The organism is Microcoleus sp. N3A4, from assembly GCF_036701805.1.
Classification (GTDB): domain Bacteria; phylum Cyanobacteriota; class Cyanobacteriia; order Cyanobacteriales; family Microcoleaceae; genus Microcoleus.
This window is the reverse complement of sequence record NZ_JAUBRJ010000002.1, coordinates 85,483-103,899: the sequence shown is the minus strand read 5'-3', so window position 1 is coordinate 103,899 and position 18,417 is coordinate 85,483. Positions and strand designations below refer to the sequence as shown.

The 18,417-nt window shown below is 43.1% G+C and carries 3 protein-coding genes; all 3 read right to left on the bottom strand.

From position 1 onward, the window contains the following. Window positions 1-90: 90 nt before the first annotated feature. The 3 genes from QUA56_RS01700 to QUA56_RS01690 all read right to left on the bottom strand — a co-directional run bounded on the left by QUA56_RS01700 (window position 91) and on the right by QUA56_RS01690 (window position 18,371). Window positions 91-6,411, bottom strand: a complete 6,321-nt coding sequence (locus QUA56_RS01700) for an AAA family ATPase (protein WP_333352332.1) — start codon at window positions 6,409-6,411, stop codon at window positions 91-93. A gap of 191 nt (window positions 6,412-6,602) precedes the next feature. Beyond that, window positions 6,603-12,434 (bottom strand): AAA family ATPase, encoded by a 5,832-nt coding sequence (locus QUA56_RS01695; protein ID WP_333352329.1) that lies wholly within the window; start codon window positions 12,432-12,434, stop codon window positions 6,603-6,605. Between the two features lie 66 nt (window positions 12,435-12,500). Next, window positions 12,501-18,371 (bottom strand): AAA family ATPase, encoded by a 5,871-nt coding sequence (locus QUA56_RS01690; protein WP_333352326.1) that lies wholly within the window; start codon window positions 18,369-18,371, stop codon window positions 12,501-12,503. Window positions 18,372-18,417: the final 46 nt, after the last annotated feature.

Below are 18,417 nucleotides of genomic sequence, written 5' to 3'. Positions count from 1 at the left end.
CGAAATAAGGTGAGCGAGCCTGATGTTTTGCAATAATGAGCGTTAATTTTGTAGTGTTTCAAATGTGTTTAAATATTCTATTCTATTCCCTTAGATGACAGGGATAGCGATCGAAAACACAGTACCCTCGCTAGGGACAGAATCAACTTTAATTTGTCCGCGATGTTTTTCTACTACAATTTGACGCGCGATCGCTAATCCCAAACCAGTGCCTTTCCCTACACTCTTAGTAGTAAATAAATTATCAAAAACTCGATTTCGCACTGCTTCACTCATGCCAATACCATTGTCTTTAATCCGAATTACTAACTGTTTTGGGTCGGTAGATAACTCCGTTTTGACAATAATTTGATTGGGATTGGCTTTGATTTCTGCATAACTACGTCCAATATTGAACTCATCCAAAGCATCGATCGCATTTCCCAAAATATTCATAAATACCTGATTTAATTGTCCGGCATAGCACTCGATTTTTGGGAGAGCGCCATAGTCCTTAATAACTTGGATTTCCGGGCGAGTGTCGTTGGCTTTCAGGCGATGTTTGAGGATCATAATTGTACTATCAATGCCCTCGTGAATATTGCAGGCCACGGGGCGATCGCTATCAGCACGCGAGAAGGTCCGCAGACTAATACTAATGTCTTGAATCCGCTTCACGCCTTCTTGCATCGATTCAATTAACTTGGGTAAGTCTTCCCGGATGTAGTCAAGCTCAATGGTTTCGATTTCTTCTTGAATCTCTGGCTCTAGTTGAGGATATTTTTGTTGCACTAGATCGAGCAATCCAAACAAATCGTTAATGTAATCTAAGGCTGGGGTAATATTCCCAGTCAGGAAGCTGACAGGGTTGTTGATTTCGTGAGCAACGCCAGCAACTAAGTTGCCCAAGGCTGACATTTTTTCACCTTGGATCAGTTGGATTTGAGCTTGTTGGAGTTCTCGTAAAGTCTTTTCTAGAGCTTCTGACTTTTGTTGACGTTCAGCTTCGGCGCGTTTGCGATCGCTAATATCCAGCATATTACCAAGAATCACTGCTTTGCCATCGAGGATGATGCGGTTGAGGGTGATATCGACCTCAAAGACTGTATTAGAATCAATTTTTCTGACATTCCACTCAAATTGAATTGTTTCCCCAGCTAATACCCTTCTCCACCAGTCTTCTACCAGATGGAACGGATTATCCGGTGTAGAATAGTCATCCAAGATCGAGCATTGCAGCGCTTGCTCTCGCTCCACACCAAACATTTCTAGCACTCGGTTATTAACATCCAGCACCTTGCCATGCAGATCGTGAATAATGATGGCACTACTGACATTGTTGAAGATAGTGCGGAGGTTCTGCTCGGAAATTTGTAGGGCAGTTTCCGTAGCTTTATATTCAGCTTCGCTGCGTTTACGATCGCTCACATCAAAGACAACACCATCCCATAAAGTTGAGCCATCGCCTCGTCGTTCTGGTTGAGATATTGCTTGCACCCATTTTATCGTGCCGGACGGGGTGACACTGCGCCATTCATGATTAAATGGGGTCAGGGTTTGGGCAGATTTGGTAATTGCTTGTTCAAGATCAGCAAGATCGCCGGCATAAACTGCATCGAAGACATTAATGATTCCTGCCATCACCATTTCTGGCTCAGCTTCATACAGATCGATGCAACCAGAACTTGCGTAGGGCATTGATTTAGCACCATCAGCAGCCAACTGGAATTGAAAGACCATCCCTGGAATATTGTCAGCCATCTTATGGAAGCGGGCTTCGCTGGCACGGAGTTCTGTCAAAGCTTGTTGTGACTGTTGATAGAGGCGGGCATTTTCTAGGGAAATTGCTGCTTGGGAGCAGAGCAGATTGAGCAGTTCGACGCGATCGCTTGTAAACGCTCCAATGGTCAGATTATTTTCCAAATATAAAATCCCAATCAACTTACCTTGATTGAGAATTGGACTGCAAAGCACACTTTTAGGTTGGTGTTTTTCAATGTAACTATCTCCAGAAAACTCAGTATATAACCTAGCATCAACCAGTACCAGAGGCTTCAAACTCCGCTTAACAGTATTCACCAAAGCGATCGCCACATTCTGACTTGATTCTAGCGGCATGGGTGGTAATAGCTCAGGTTTTTTTCCCTCTTCCACAAAGGCTGCTACCTGTAACTCAATATCTTGCTGTAGCAGTAAGACACACTTACTTGCCCCAGCATTTGTCATCACTATTTGTAACAGAGTAGTCAAGAGTCGATCGAGTTCAATTTCCCCTGAAATCGCTTGAGATGCCTTGAGCAGAGTTGCCAAATCTAGAACTTCCGAGGCTGTGCTAGAAGAGCGGTTATAAGCCATCGTTTCCCGGGTAAGAGTTTCCTTGAAAGAGGTAGATGATCGGGGTGGCTGAAGGAGAGGATCGAGCAGTTGAGGATAACGTTGTTCTAAATCAGCAACTTTGGCTTGGGCTCCCCATCGGGCATAACAGTAATAGGCCTCAATCATGTAGGCTTGAGCGACTTTTTCTTTGTTCCATTCCCAGTAAAATTTAGCTGCTAGTTCGTTGGCGAGAGCTTCTTCTTGTATCAAGGCGTTTTGACTGGCGGCTGCTATCGCGCGATCGTACAGTTCAATTGCCGATAATTTATCTCCAGAAATACGCGCCATTTCTGCTGAAATTAGCTCGGAGGCAGCGCTAAAATTCTCCGAGCAGTTTTGCGCCCAAACAGCTAATTGCTGTTTATACTCTATCAACTTTTGCCACAGATCGGATTGTTTTGCCTGTGGTATTCGCTCGTAACTTTGGCATAACAATAGAGCATAGATAAAGCGATGTCTGGCATAGGGAAGTAATCCTTGGGGAGCAACATTAACAATCTCAGATTCAGCTTTCTCTGCAGATTCTAAAGCTGACTCTGGGCAATCGCAGAGGTAGAGGATTTGGCTTTTAAGAATAGTATAAATACAGATAACTTGCCAGTTTTTGTGTTTTCGGCAGCGTTCGAGATACTCATATTCTATAGTTTCCGACCAAGTTTTTGTTCCTCTCAACTTGGCTACAAGCATTTGACCACCAGTTAGTAGATCGATAGACCATTGATTTTTTTGCTGTTGACTAAAAGCCAGCGATTGATTAATTTCTGCCTCTAATTGCTTCAGTTCTACTCCCTGGTAAAAACGACAGTACATATTGTGTCCAAAAGCATAAGCAGCATATTGTAAATTGCTTGATTCCCAACCAATTTGATAGGAATTTTGGTAATCTTGGCTGGCTACCTTAAGAGGGTGAGACCAATGACGGAGAGAACTACCAATCATTAAATAGGCTACACTTTCAGCCGAACTATTATTAAACTTGGGCATTAATTGCAGCGTTAAATCGATTAACTCACCTGTATTTTGATAGTTATTTAAAGCATAACCGCGTAAGCCACCGTAGGCTGGGTAAATATAGCCTATTTCAGGTGTATTACCATACTGCAAACACAAATTAACAGCCTTGGCACAAATGACTGACCACAGACGCTGATGCGATCGATAGGTGGGCGGGCCCATAGCAATAGCTAACTTTGCAGCCATTTTTTTCTCAGGATCGGTCATCATGGGTAAATCACTGAGAGAAGCAATCCCTCGGCTTTCTAAGATGGCTTGAGCAGTCGCAATTTCGCGATCGCGTACCGCCTCAAAATCCTCATCGGTAATATCAATACCAAACAATGATAAAGCTTTAATCCCCGCAGCAATAGCTTCTGGATACTCAGCTCGTAGGGTATATTGAATAATTGCCAAGTTGTAAATTTCTGCCTTTTCTAGGGCAGTTATTGTCCGTTCGAGAGTGCGATCTATCCATATTTGTGATGCTTCAATATTGCCATTCAAATATTCAACTTCAACCCGTTCTTTGTGGAGCGCAAAGCATAATTCATATTGAATATTCCAACAATCTTCTCTCAATAATTCCATGCCAGTAGTTATATACTCACAGGCAACAGTATATGCCGTAGAAGTTTTAGCTTTTCGTCCTGCCAATAAGTTTAATTGGCTCAATCTTTCCTGTTCTTCTGGATCGTTTAATAAGTAGCGACCGCGATTTAGTTGATTGGCAATCTCGAATAAGATTTCCTCACGCTCTGCCAAAACAGTATTTCTTAAAAGTAGTTGACCGATCTGTAGATGTGTTGCTTGCTTGCGCTCGTTCGGAATCAGAGAATAAGCAGCTTGCTGGACGCGATCGTGCAAAAACCGATAAGTTGGATTAGCCGCTGCACTAGAAACCGACTCATTATCAGATTGAGTAAAGAACTTATAAGCTTCCGTAGTCGGAATAATCAAGCCTTCTTGCAAAGATTTCCATAAAGCAGTAGCAGCAACTTCTGCCGACTTTTCACTGACAATTGCCAAAGTAGCTAAATCAAACTGCGACCCAATACAAGCGGCTAATTTAAGCATTTCCTGAGTAGGAAACGGCATTTTCTGCAATTGCAGTGCCATAAACTCTACCACATCATCAGTAATTGCTAAGGCTTTCACTTGAGCAATATCGCACTGCCACCCCCCTTGTACCCCCGTCTGTCCCGCCTTGGTAAGGGGAGATGAAAGAGGGGTGGAGGACACAGGGGGGTCAAAAGTAATCAGCCCATCGTCATGTAAAGCCTTCAGGAATTGCGTAGCAAAAAAGGGATTACCTTGAGTTTTTTGATACACCAGTTTTTTCAGAGGTTGGGCAATCTCTGGTTCGCAACTAAGAGTATCTGAAATCAATTGATTAATGTCATCTTTTTGCAAAGGAGCCAAGGTAATTGTATTCACCGTTGCCCCAGATTTAATAATCTCATCCACCGTCAAAATAAATGGATGAGTAGGAGACACTTCATTATCCCGATAAGCACCTAAAACCAATAAATGTCCCGTATCTTCCATCAACAGTTGCAACAATTTCAAGGATGCCGAATCTGCCCACTGCAAATCATCTAAAAACATTACTAAAGGATGTTCGGCTTGCGTAAATACTTGCACAAATTTCTGCATCAGCAGATTGAAGCGATTTTGAGCGGCACTTCCCGATAGTTCTGGTGCTATTTGTTGTTGACCAATAATGCGTTCTAACTCAGGAATTACATCAATCAAGACTTGTCCGTTGTCGCCAACTGCTATCAAAATCTTGCTTTTCCATATTTGTAACTGAGCATCTGATTCTGATATTAATTGCCCCATTAAATCCCGGAATGCTTGCACAAATGCGCTGAAGGGAATATTGCGCTGGAACTGGTCGTATTTGCCTTTGATGAAATAGCCCCGTTGTTTGACAATTGGCTTGTGAACCTCATTCACGACTGCGGTTTTGCCAATTCCAGAAAAACCTGCTACTAGCATCATTTCTACCCCCCTTAGTCCCCCCTTACCAAGGGGGGATTTAGGGGGGTTAGCTACTCGTTCAAAGGCAGCTAATAGACGATCGACTTCTTTTTCTCTACCGTACAGTTTTTCTGGTATCAGGAACCTGTCTGTAATATCTTCCTGTCCTAAATCAAAGACCTCAATGTTACCAGTTTTTTCTAATTGAGCTAAACAATTTTCTAAATCATGTTTTAATCCTAATGCGCTTTGATAGCGGTTTTCAGCATTTTTTGCCATCAATTTACTGACAATATGCGATAAAACTATGGGAATTTTTGGATTAATTTGATGTATCGGTATTGACTGTTTGGCGAGATGACAATGCACCAGTTCCATCGGGTCATCAGAGATAAATGGTAAATGTCCTGTCAATAATTCATAAAAAGTGACACCGAGGGCATAAAAGTCACTGCGATAGTCAATGCCGCGATTCATTCGTCCGGTTTGTTCGGGAGAGAGATAAGCTAATGTCCCTTCAAGGATGTGGGGATTCTGAATTTCTTGAGTTTCTCGTGGTAAGAGTGAGGCGATACTGAAATCAATTAGTTTAATTTGTTTAGTGTCGGGATTAATGAGAATATTAGCGGGTTTGATGTCTTTGTGAATGACTCGGTTTTGGTAAAGATAGTGGAGAATATCTGTCAGTTGCAGGGCCAGCTTGAGAAATTCTGTTAAAGATAAAGATTTAGCAGGTTGGTTTTTATCAGTTGCTATCTTGAGATAATTAGATAGGGATACTCCGCCAAAGTCCTCCATGACTAAGGCATAGCTATTGTGGTAGACTTCTAGAGTCAGAGGTTTAACAATACTGGGGAAGTTAAGATTTTTGGCAATGGTGTACTGATTGCGAAACCCGACGAGTTCGTTGAAATTGGGGTATTCGTTTCGCAGTAGTTTGATGACGACGTTGGTGGGTAGGCGCAAGACCCTGCTGTCTTTGGTATCGCTCTCTCGAACACCTCGATAGACGAGAGTGCGAGAGCCTGCATAGATTTGTTCTGTGATTCGATACCCAGGTAGGTGAGTGATGACATCCATTTTCCAGTCCTCAAAAAAATTTAGTTAACTACAACTTATAGTTTATCAACTAGATCGGGAAACCTCCCCAATTGATACTAATGTCTTTAACTTGATTGGCTTGAGGTCTGTATTGTTGCTAATCTCAACCTTTCCAGCACGAGTTCTGCCGATTAACCACAGGATAATCTCATCCATTCCCGCATCACTAACTATCTTGATTCTATTGTGTTCACGGGAATTGTAATCACAAACTCTGCACCTTGACCTAACGCTGAATTTACTTCTAAAATACCAGAGTGTTTTTCCACTACAATTTGACGCGCGATCGCCAGTCCCAATCCCGTGCCTTTTCCGACAGTTTTCGTAGTAAATAAATGGTCAAAAATCTTTTGTTGGACTGATTCACTCATCCCCTTGCCATTATCAGCAATACTAATTTTCACCTGGCGTTCTGCTAAGGAGGTTTGAATTGTAATGCAGTTGGGATTTGCCTTAATTTCTGCAAAGCTGCGACCGATATTTGATTCATCTAAAGCATCAATAGCATTGGCCAGGATATTCATAAATACCTGATTGAGTTGTCCCGGAAAACACTCTATTTGCGGCAATTTTCCATAATTAGCAATCACTTCAATCGCCGGACGTTGCTCGTTAGCTTTCAGGCGATGTTTGAGAATTAAAAGAGTGCTGTCGATGCCTTCGTGAATATTAAATGGCACTTTGTAGTCGCGATCGGCACGGGAGAAGGTGCGTAAACTGGTGCTGATATTTTTGAGTCTGTGGCACGCCATCGTCATGGAATCAAGCATTGTTGGTAAGTCTTCCAACGTATATTCCAAGTCAATTGATTCGGCATGGTCAAGAATTTCTTCACTCTTGTTTGGGAAAGTTTCTTGATATAGTTTGAGGTGTTCGGTAAGCTCCGCAACAGAGGGCTTAGTTTGTTCGAGACTAGCAGCAATAAAACCTAAAGGATTATTCATTTCGTGAGCTACGCCAGCTACTAAATTACCCAATGCAGACATTTTCTCACTTTGGATGATTTGTAATTGAGATTGTTGTAAGGCCAGTTCGGCTTGTTTGCGATCGCTAATATCCAAGAATAATCCATCCCAAACTACTGAACCATCGGCAAATCTTTGGATTTGAGATTCCCCATGAATCCACTTGATAATTCCTGATGAGGTAATAATTCGCCCTTCCCAGTGCCAGGAAGATTCGGTTTGAATGGTGTGAGTTTGGGACTGTAGAAAACTTGCGATGTCATCTGGATGCACCAGATTGGTGAAAAACTGCCAGTTGGACATAGCTTGCTCTGGGGTAATTTCGAGCAAGCTATAACAATCGGCACTGATGTAGCTTAACGATATAACCCCATCGGCACTCATGCGATATTGATAAACTACCCCAGGCACATTGTCTACCAAGTTATGGAAGCGAGAGTTACTCGCACTCAAGTTTTCGAGCGATCGCTCTAGCTGTTGGGAATAGGTTTGTGACTGTTCATAAAGTTGGGCATTTTCCAGAGAAATTGCGGCTTGAGCACAGAGTAAATTCAGGAGTTCCACGCGATCGCTCGTAAACGCCCCTTTTGCTAAATTATTCTCTAGATATAAAATGCCCATCAACTTACCTTGATGTAAAATGGGGCTGCACAAAATACTCTGAGGCTGCTGACGAATAATATACGGATCGTTGGCTAAAGTCGGATCGGCGATCGCATCAAGCAGGACAGCAGTTTGCTTGCTGTGCTTGACTTTGTAAATCAGTTTGTGGGGAATGTCCTGGCTATCTTCAATCGGAAGATACAGCAAAACAACTGGCTTTGAACCTGTGGTAATTGACCCTTTGATTAACAGGCGATCGTCTCGCAACAGCATAAACACGCATTTATCAGCCCCCGCATTTTCGATGACGATTTCCAGCAACGATGACATAAGTTTTTCGAGTTCGATTTCGCCTGAGAGAGTTTGGGAAGCTTTGAGAACGGCTTTTAAATCTAGGGTATCTGAGATACTGCTGCTAGAAGTGGCAGAATTGGTGAATGTGACATTCCCCCAGTCGAAAATAGTTTCGCTAGTAGAAAGAGGAGAATAGGTTTGCTGTAATATGGGGGCAAGTAATTGCGGATAGCGTTTTTCTAAATCGGCAACCTTGGCTTTTGCACCCCAGAGAGCATAGGCATAGTAGGCGTTGATCGTGTATTCTCCAGCTATACGCTGTTTGCCCCAATCTAGGTAAAACTTTGCCGCCAGTTCGTTAGCCAGTGCTTCTTCTTGGAGATATTCGTTGGCTTTGGCAAGAGCGATCGCGCGATCGAACAGTTCAATTGCTTCTGCTTTCTGTCCCGATAAAATGCTTAAAATAGCATTAACTAGATCGTACTTATGAGCAAAGTTTTCAGGGCAACTAGCAGCCCATATACTGAGTTGGGCTTGGTTTGATTTAACTTTTTGGATGTAACTATTGTCTAAACCTAGACCGTGACTCCGACAGTATTCAGCGAGCGCAATAGATTGATAGAAATTGATAGCTGCCACCTGATATTTGCCAATAATTGTACCAATGAGGTTTTCAGCTCCCTGTGCTGATTCCACTGCCTCTGCATAGCGCCCATAAAAACATAGAACTTTAGTTTTGAGGAGCAAATAATGGCAAATTGCATAATCGCTGTTGTTTATCCTACATACCTCAAGATGCTGCTGCTCAGTCGGGAGATTCTTTGCAGGACTAGCTGTAAGTTCAGCAAGCCAAATGTTTAATCCAGTAATGACATCCACAGCCAGTTGATAGTTAAGTTTCTTGGCGGAAAACCTTAAATATTCAGGAAGATTTTGCTGAACTTCTAATAGGCTTTCTCCTGCATAAAATGGATTGAGCAGCTTGTACATTAAAATATTGCCTGAGAAAACCATCTCCCCGGACTGTAGTCCAGCAACTAATCCTTCATCAAAGATTGGCCCTGAGCAACGCAACGGACGCACCCAGGAAAGGAGATTATTCCCTAGCATATAGCAAGCTTTGCAGAGATTATCTGCTTGCCTAAATCGTCTGGCTAAACTCTCTGCCAAGACTCCAAATTCATAGCCCAATTGATAGTCGCCATGATAAAATCCCAGATACATTCCATAGGCTGAAAATCCGTTTCCTGATTCACCGATCGCGCCAAAGTTGAGCGATACTGAAACCATTGATAAAGCAACGATAAAGTATAGCTCTCCCTTCTGTAGAACATAAACGGGTACGATTAAATTATTCAGGATTTTGATAATCAGGCGTTTTTCTGGATCGGTAGCCTCTGGCTGATCGACTAGCTGCTCTGGCTTGCGATTCGCTAATTTCAATTGAATCTCACGTTGGTAAGATTCAAGTTGCTCTGGTAAGTCTATTTCTGATAAATCAAAATTCAAGCAAGACAATGCCTTTTGTCCGTACCGAAGTGCTTGCAGGTACTGACCCTGCAAGGTGAACATCATAATCGCTAGGTTAAAGGCTTCGGCTCTTTCAAGTTGTCGTCTAGCAAAGTTAGAGATTGTTTCAACAATGGCTAGAGAAGATTGAAAATCCCCGGACAAATACTTAACTTCTGCGAGATTGCAATTAACTTCTAGGGACTTTTCGTAGTCTTGCTGCCAACTATCTGGAGGTAACAAGCGTTTAGCTACTGTAAAGTAGTTCGCAGCAACTCCATAGGCAGTAGACTCTTTAGCCCTTGTCCCTGCAATACAGTTTAGCCGTAAAAGTTCTAAACGTTCTTCCTGGCTTTGATGCAGCTCAAAACCCTCATTTAAGTGATTGACGATCGCAAAAATTTTGTTACCTTGTTCCTCTGGCGAACCCTCAGCCAGCAGAAGTTTGCCAATTTTGAAGTGAGTTGCTTGTTTTAAACCTTCAGGAATGAGAGAGTAAGCGGCTTGCTGGATGCGATCGTGGAGAAAAAGATAACTAACGGTGACGTTATTAACCGCTTCTACATCTTCTAGATCGCGTTCATTGCCGTAGAAAAACTTGTATGTTGAGTTTTCTGGAATGACTAACCCATCTTGAAGCGATCGCCATAACTCTACGGCCACACTATCTTGAGTAGCTTCACAGACTATTGCTAATGTTTCTAAATCAAATCGATTACCAATGCACGCCGCTAACTTTAATACTTCCTGTGTTGCTTCTGGCAGCCTCCGCAATCGTCGGATGGTAAATTCCACAACATCATCCGTTAAAGCTAATTGTTTCACCAGGGTTAAGTTACACTGCCACTGACCAGAGAAATGATGGAAAATAATACATTCTTCATCATGCAGTCCGTATAAAAACTGAATAGTGAAAAATGGGTTTCCCTGAGTTTTTTGGTAGACGAACTGCGAAAGTGGCGCAGCGATATCATTGGAACACTGCAATGTATCGGCAACTAAACAGGTAATATCTGATTCATGCAAAGGAGCCAACGTTAGAGTATTGAGATTGACACCTCGTTGTCTAATCTCATTGAGGGTTAGCATCAGGGGATGGGCTGGAAAAACTTCATTATCCCGATAAGCTCCGAGTACGAGTAGATAGCCTGCTTCCGACTCGCTCATCAACAATTTCAACAGGTTCAAAGAAGCGGAATCAGCCCACTGTAAATCATCGAGGAAAATCACTAAGGGATGTTCTTCCTTCATGAATACCTGAATAAATTTGCCAAACAGCAGATTAAACCGATTCTGAGATGCACTACCAACTAGCTCAATTACCGGAGGTTGGGAACCAACGATCTGTTCTAGTTCGGGAATGACTTCAATCAAAACTTGTCCATTTTCACCAACAGCAGCCAGAATTTGCTCCTTCCAGTTAGCTAGTTCTACATCGGATGCGCTCAGTATTTGTCCCATCAAGCTGCGAAAAGCTTGGACAAAGGCTGAAAACGGAATGTTGCGATTGAACTGGTCATACTTGCCTTTGATGAAATAGCCGCGCTGTCGGGTGATGGGTTTGTGGACTTCATTCACTACCGCAGTCTTGCCAATACCAGATAAACCAGCTACCAGGATCAGTTCAGAACTGCCGCTAGCAACACGCTCGAAGGCTTTCAGCAAAGACTGAACATCGTTTTCCCGTCCGTAGAGTTTGTCGGGGATAATGAAGCGATCGCACAGATCGCGCTTGGCAATTTCAAAGTCTTCAATCTCACCAGTTGCTCTTAGCTGCTGCAAACAAGTTTCTAAATCAAATTTCAATCCTAATGCACTCTGATATCTATCTTCAGCATTTTTTGCCATCAATTTCTGGACTATTTTTGATAGCACTGATGGAATAATAGGGTTGATTTCATGTACAAAATATGCTGTTTTAGCAAGATGACAATGGACTAATTCCATTGCCTCATTTGTGGAAAATGGCAATTTTCCTGTGAGTAATTCAAAGAAAGTTACACCCAAAGAATAAAAGTCTGTGCGATAATCAATTCCCCGGTTCATTCTCCCGGTTTGTTCGGGGGAGATATAAGCGAGCGTTCCTTCTAACACATTGGGATTGATTAATGTTTGCGTTTCTCGCGGTAACAAGGAAGCAAGGCTAAAGTCAATTAATTTAATTTGTTTTGTTTCGGGATCGATCAAAATATTGCTGGGTTTGATGTCTTTGTGAATAATCCGCTCGCGATACAATATATCTAAGATATTGCAGAGGGCGATCGCTATGACTAAAAAATCCCTCAAACCGAGTGCTTTTTCCCTTTTAACGGCCCATTCGTGAAGAGAAATTCCCCCAAAGTCTTCCATCACTAACGCATAGCCATTTTGATAGGGTTCCAGGCTATAAGTTTGGATGATTCCAGGTTGACAAAGGTTTTTAGCAATGGTATACTGATTGCGAAACTGCACCAGTTCGCTAAACGTGGGATAGTCATTTTTCAGGAGTTTGATGATGACAGGTAATAGGTCTTTGTTACGGATGGCTCGATAAACTAAGGTGCGACTTCCTGAATAAACTGTTTCGAGAATTTGATAGTCGAGAATTTGAATGGTTGTGGGGGTATTGATATTTTCGTTGGAGTTATTCATGGCTGTTGTTTTTTGAGAATTGATGGGTGAGTAATTGGTTAAATGAGTCTGAAGAAGAGTGAAAAGTTAACTTTTTTTAGCATGAGTGGGTAAAGTGATGATAAATTCAGTTCCAGTTCCCATTATAGAGTTGACTTGAATAGAACCACCATGTTTTTCGACGATAATTTGACGCGCGATCGCCAGTCCCAATCCCGTGCCTTTTCCGACAGTTTTCGTAGTAAATAAATGGTCAAAAATCTTTTGTTTGACTGATTCACTCATCCCCTTGCCATTATCAGCAATACTAATCTTCACCTGGCGTTCTGCTAAGGAGGTTTGAATTGTAATGCAGTTGGGATTTGCCTTAATTTCTGCAAAGCTTCGACCGATATTTGATTCATCTAACGCATCAATAGCATTGGCCAGGATATTCATAAACACCTGATTGAGTTGTCCCGGAAAACACTCTATTTGCGGCAATTTTCCATAATTAGCAATCACTTCAATCGCCGGACGTTGCTCGTTAGCTTTCAGGCGATGTTTGAGAATTAAAAGAGTGCTGTCGATGCCTTCGTGAATATTAAATGGCACTTTGTAATCTCGATCGGCACGAGAGAATGTGCGGAGTGAAGTGCTGATGTTTTTCAGGCGATCGCACGCCATCTCCATTGAATTAATAACTTTTGGTAAGTCTTCCAAGGTATAATCTAAATCAATTTCTTCTGCATGGTCAAGAATTTCATCATTCGGATTAGGGAGACTTGCTTGATAGAGTTTTAAGTGTTCAATCAGGTCGGCAACAGTAGGTTTAGCTTGTTGGAGACTCGCAGAAATAAAGCCCAAAGGATTATTCATTTCATGAGCGACACCTGCAACTAAATTACCCAGTGCAGACATTTTTTCACTTTGCACGATTTGTAATTGTGCTTGTTGTACATCAACCAATGCTTGTTGTAAATCTAGAGATTTTTGCTGTAGGGCAAGTTCTGCTATTTTGCGATCGCTAATATCCAAATATAATCCATCCCAAACCATAGACCCATCGGCAAATCTTTGGATTTGAGATTCCCCATGAATCCACTTGATAATTCCTGATGGGGTGATAATTCGCCCTGACCAGTGCCAGGAAGATTCGGTTTGAATGACATGAGTTTGGGACTGTAGAAAACTTGCGATGTCATCTGGATGCACCATATTGGTGAAAAACTGCCAATTGGACATAGCTTGCTCTGGGGTAATTTCCAGCAAGCTGTAACAGTCAGCACTGATGTAGCTCAACGATATAACCCCATCGGCACTCATGGGATATTGAAAAACTACCCCAGGCACGTTGTTTACCAAGCTATGGAAGCGAGAGTTACTCGCACTCAATGAGTTGAGTGATTCCTCTAGCTGTTGGGCATTTTCTAGCGATCGCTCATAAAGTCGGGCATTTTCTAAAGAAATCGCAGCTTGAGCGCAGAGTAAATTCAGCAGTTCGATGCGATCGCTCGTAAACGCCCCTTTTGCTAAATTATTCTCTAGATATAAAATGCCCATCAACTTACCTTGATGCAAAATCGGGCTGCACAAAATACTAGACGGCTGCTGACGCATGATATAGGGGTCGTTGGCTAAGGTCAGATCGGCATTTGCATTAATTAGCACAACAGTTTGCCTGTCATGCTTGACTTTGTAAATCAGTTTGTGGGGAATGTCCTGGCTATCTTCAATCGGAAGGCGCTGCAACACAACAGGCTCCGAACCCAGAGTAATTGACCCTTTAATCAGCAAGCAATCGTCTCGCAAGAGCATCAATACGCATTTATCAGCCCCCGCATTTTCGATGACGAGCGAAAGTAACGATGAAAGCAGTTTTTCGAGTTCGATTTCCCCTGAGATAGTTTGAGATGCTTTGAGAATAGCTTTTAAATCTAGGGTATATGAGACACTACTGCTGGATGTGGCGGAACTTGTGGAGGTGACACTTCCCAATGTGAAGATAGTTTCGTGAGGGGAGAGGGGAGAACGGGTTTGCTGTAATATGGGGGCAAGCAGTTGTGGGTAGCGTTTTTCTAAGTCAGCAACTTTGGCTTTAGCACCCCAGCGAGCATAGCCGTAGTAGGCGTTTGTGATGTATTCTCGGGCAATGCGCTCTTTGCCCCAGTCGAGGTAGAACTTTGCCGCCAGTTCGTTAGCAAGTGCTTCTTCTTGGATATAACCGTGTTCTTTCGCAAGAGCAATGGCGCGATCGTAATAGTCGATCGCTAAGGCTTTTTCACCTAAGACTCGATGCTTTTCTGCTTCCACCAAATGCCACTTGTGCAAGAAGTTCATCGGTGCGTGGTGCGATCGCTTCTGCAACGAAGCCTGATTCTCTGCTACTCGTTGCAGGCAATCCGCTAATTCAGACTCCCCACTAAAATCGCCGATTAAAGCCGCCAGAGAGTCATAGAAGTAAAAGATGGGCACTGTGACAAAACCTGCCCCTGCTGCTAAATACTGTCGGCCCTGAGTCGCAATGTCTGACAGGGATTGCGCCGTGTCGCCAAACAGGTAGCCAAGAATCAGTTTATGCAGATAGAAGAAATGAAGCCCCATCAGACCGTTCGCTGCCAACAACTCGGGTAGAAACTGCGCCTCGTCGCACAGCTCGCCCACCAATAGCTGGGGATTCCTAGCATGACCCAACAGGTTCAAAACCACCTGTCTGAGCATTTGAAAGCAGTTAAACGTTAGAACCTGCTTGAGATTCTTTGGCATCTGGCTGTAGGCGTAGATGTCTCGCTCCAGCGTTAAGAGTTCCTGACTGCTGAAGTAGGCATTTTGGCAGCTATGAAGTGCAGCATAACCCGCAAATTCCAAATCTCCGGTGTCTAATCCAATTTGGTAGCCTTCCCGTAGAACTTGCAGTGACGTTTGCAGATGAGTAGTTCCATGCAGAACCAGCGCCCCCAATATAACGCGGGTTCTACATTCAACCTCCTTGGCATTGAGTTTTTCGATTACTGCTAACGCTAGCTTGCCAGCCCGATCGGCTGCTTCCATGTCTTCTAAAATGCCATTCAACAGCAGACCATAGCTGGCATAAAAGAAGGCAGAGAATGGCGCGTTGCCATATTGAATCGAGGCATTCACCTGCGACAGAATCAGTAATGGATACAAGGAAGGATTTGTATTATAAATTCCTGGTGCAGCGCTGGCGGCAATTTTCATCGCTGCTAGGGGTTTAGCTGCCGTCATGGGAGGCAGGTTTAATAACTCCTCGATCGCTCTACCCGCCAACAGGTTCACCGTATCCTCAAATCCCTGCCGGATATCTTCCTGAGTAGGGCTATCGGGCAATGGAATACCCAATTGACTTAGCACTTGTTTGGCCAAGGCGCTCGCATCCAACAGTTGATGCTGCAATGTATGGTTTTGAATCTCGATTTCGTAGACTTTTACCCGATCGAGTAGTGTTTTGGCTTGCTGTAATACTATCTGGGCCCAATGTTCCATTTGCTCACGTTCTCCAGCCAGAAAGGCATTTTCAGCCGCCAATTCATGCAACATTAGAGCCAATTCATACTGACTTTGCCAACAATCGGGGGTTAACAGGGTAATGCCTGTAGTTGCGTAGGTCATAGCAGATTCATAGGCGGTTGCAGACCGGGCTTTTTTGGCGGCGAGTCCGTTTAACTGGGCAATTTTCTCTCGTTCTGCGGGCCGGGCGACCAATTTCAATCCCCTGTTCAGGTGATTGACGATATCAAATAGTTTGTTGGTCTGTTCTATATCTGATGTGTAGTTGAGCAGCAGTTGACCTATTTTCAGATGGATCGAGGCTTTTTCGCGATCGGGAATTAGGGAATAGGCAGCTTGCTGGACGCGATCGTGCAGGAAACGGTAGCTTGGATTAACGGTTTCCTCTGAGTCAGACTGTTGTGTACCCTGAAAAAACTTGTAAATCTGACTCGTGGGTAAAATCAAGCCTTCCTGCAAAGCTCTCCACAATGCTGTTGCGGCATCGGTTAGCGATTGTTCTGAAACGATCGCCAATGTCTCTAAATCAAATTGTGCGCCCACACAAGCAGCTAGCTTCAGTATCGCTTGAGTAGCATCGGGCAACTTTTGCAATTGCATTGCCATGAACTCGACTACATCATCAGTAAGCGAGAGCAATTTCACCGCTGCAATATCGCACTGCCAGTGTCCTACAGTGAAGTTATATGCAATGTAGCCATCCTGATGCAAAGCTTTGAGAAATTGGGTAGCAAAGAACGGGTTGCCTTGGGTTTTTTGATAAACTAACTCACTCAAAGGTTGCGCTATAACTTTTGTACAACTGAGGGTGTCGGCAACCAAAAGATTGATATGAGATTGACTTAAAGGAGCCAGAGTTAGAGTGCTGATGGTTGCTCTTGCTTTCTTCATCTCCTCTAATGTCAGCATCAGCGGATGTGCCGGAAAGACTTCGTTATCTCGGTATGCCCCGATCGTTAGCAGATAGCCCATCTCGCTTTGACTCATCAACACCTGCATCAAGCTCAGTGAAGCTGAATCTGCCCACTGCAAGTCATCGAGAAACATTACTAAAGGATGCTCGGCTGTAGCGAACAGGGCTATGAACTTGCCAAATAACAAGTTGAAGCGGTTTAAAGCTGCACTACCAGAGAGTTCTGCGGCAGGTGGTTGTTTGCCGATAATTTGCTCTAGTTCGGGAATGACATCTATTAAAACTTGCCCATTTTCACCTAAAGCAGATAAGATTTTCTCTTTCCACTGCAATAGATGAATATCAGTTTCACTCAATAGTTGTGACATCAAGTCGCGAAAAGCTTGGACAAAGGCACTGAAGGGGATGTTGCGGTTGAACTGGTCGTATTTACCTTTGATGAAGTAGCCGCGTTGCCGCACAATGGGTTTATGAACTTCGTTGACTACGGCGGTTTTGCCGATCCCTGAAAACCCTGCAACGAGCATCAGTTCTGTTGCGCCCAGACTGACTCTTTCAAAGGCTTGCAGTAAAGTGGCTGCTTCGGTTTCTCGTCCGTAGAGTCGATCGGGGATGATGAAGCGATCGCATACATCCCTTTGTGCTATTTCAAAGTTCTCAATCTTACCCGTTTCTTGAAGTTGAGATAAACAATTTTCTAAATCATTTTTGATCCCTAATGCACTTTGATATCGCTCTTCGGCATTTTTTGCCATCAATTTATTGACAATCTTTGACAGGACAGATGGAATTTCTGAAGTTATTTCCTGTACTAATGGCGATGCTTTGGCTATATGACAATGTACTAGCTCCATCACATCGTTCGCTTGAAATGGTAATTCTGCTGTGAGTAATTCAAAGAAAGTTACACCCAAAGAATAAAAATCGGTCCGATAGTCAATTCCCCGGTTCATTCTCCCGGTTTGTTCGGGGGAGATATAAGCGAGCGTTCCTTCTAACACATTGGGATTGATTAATGTTTGCGTTTCTCGCGGTAACAAGGAAGCAATGCTAAAGTCAATTAATTTAATTTGTTTTGTTTCGGGATTAATCAAAATATTGCTGGGTTTAATGTCTTTGTGAATAATCCGCTCGCGATACAATATATCTAAGGTATTGCACAGGGCGATCGCCATTTCTAAAAATTCCCTCAAGGAGAATGCGTTTTTCCCCGAACCCGCCCATTCCTGAAGAGAAATCCCCCCAAAGTCTTCCATCACTAACGCATAGCCATTTTGATAGGGTTCCAGGCTATAAGTTTGTACGATTCCAGGTTGACAAAGGTTTTTAGCAATGGTATACTGATTGCGAAACTGCACCAGTTCGCTAAACGTGGGATAGTCATTTTTCAGGAGTTTGATGATGACAGGTAATAGGTCTTTGTTACGGATGGCTCGATAAACTAAGGTGCGACTTCCTGAATAAACTGTTTCGAGAATTTGATAGTCGAGAATTTGAATGGTTGTGGGGGTATTGATATTTTCGTTGGAGTTATTCATGGCTGTTGTTGTTTGAGAATTGATGAGTGACTAATTGGTTAGATGA

Coding starts and splice junctions, on each gene's coding strand:
- QUA56_RS01695 (WP_333352329.1), bottom strand. CDS start 12,434: ATGAATAACTCCAACGAAAATATCAATACCCCCACAACCATTCAAATT.
- QUA56_RS01690 (WP_333352326.1), bottom strand. CDS start 18,371: ATGAATAACTCCAACGAAAATATCAATACCCCCACAACCATTCAAATT.
- QUA56_RS01700 (WP_333352332.1), bottom strand. CDS start 6,411: ATGGATGTCATCACTCACCTACCTGGGTATCGAATCACAGAACAAATC.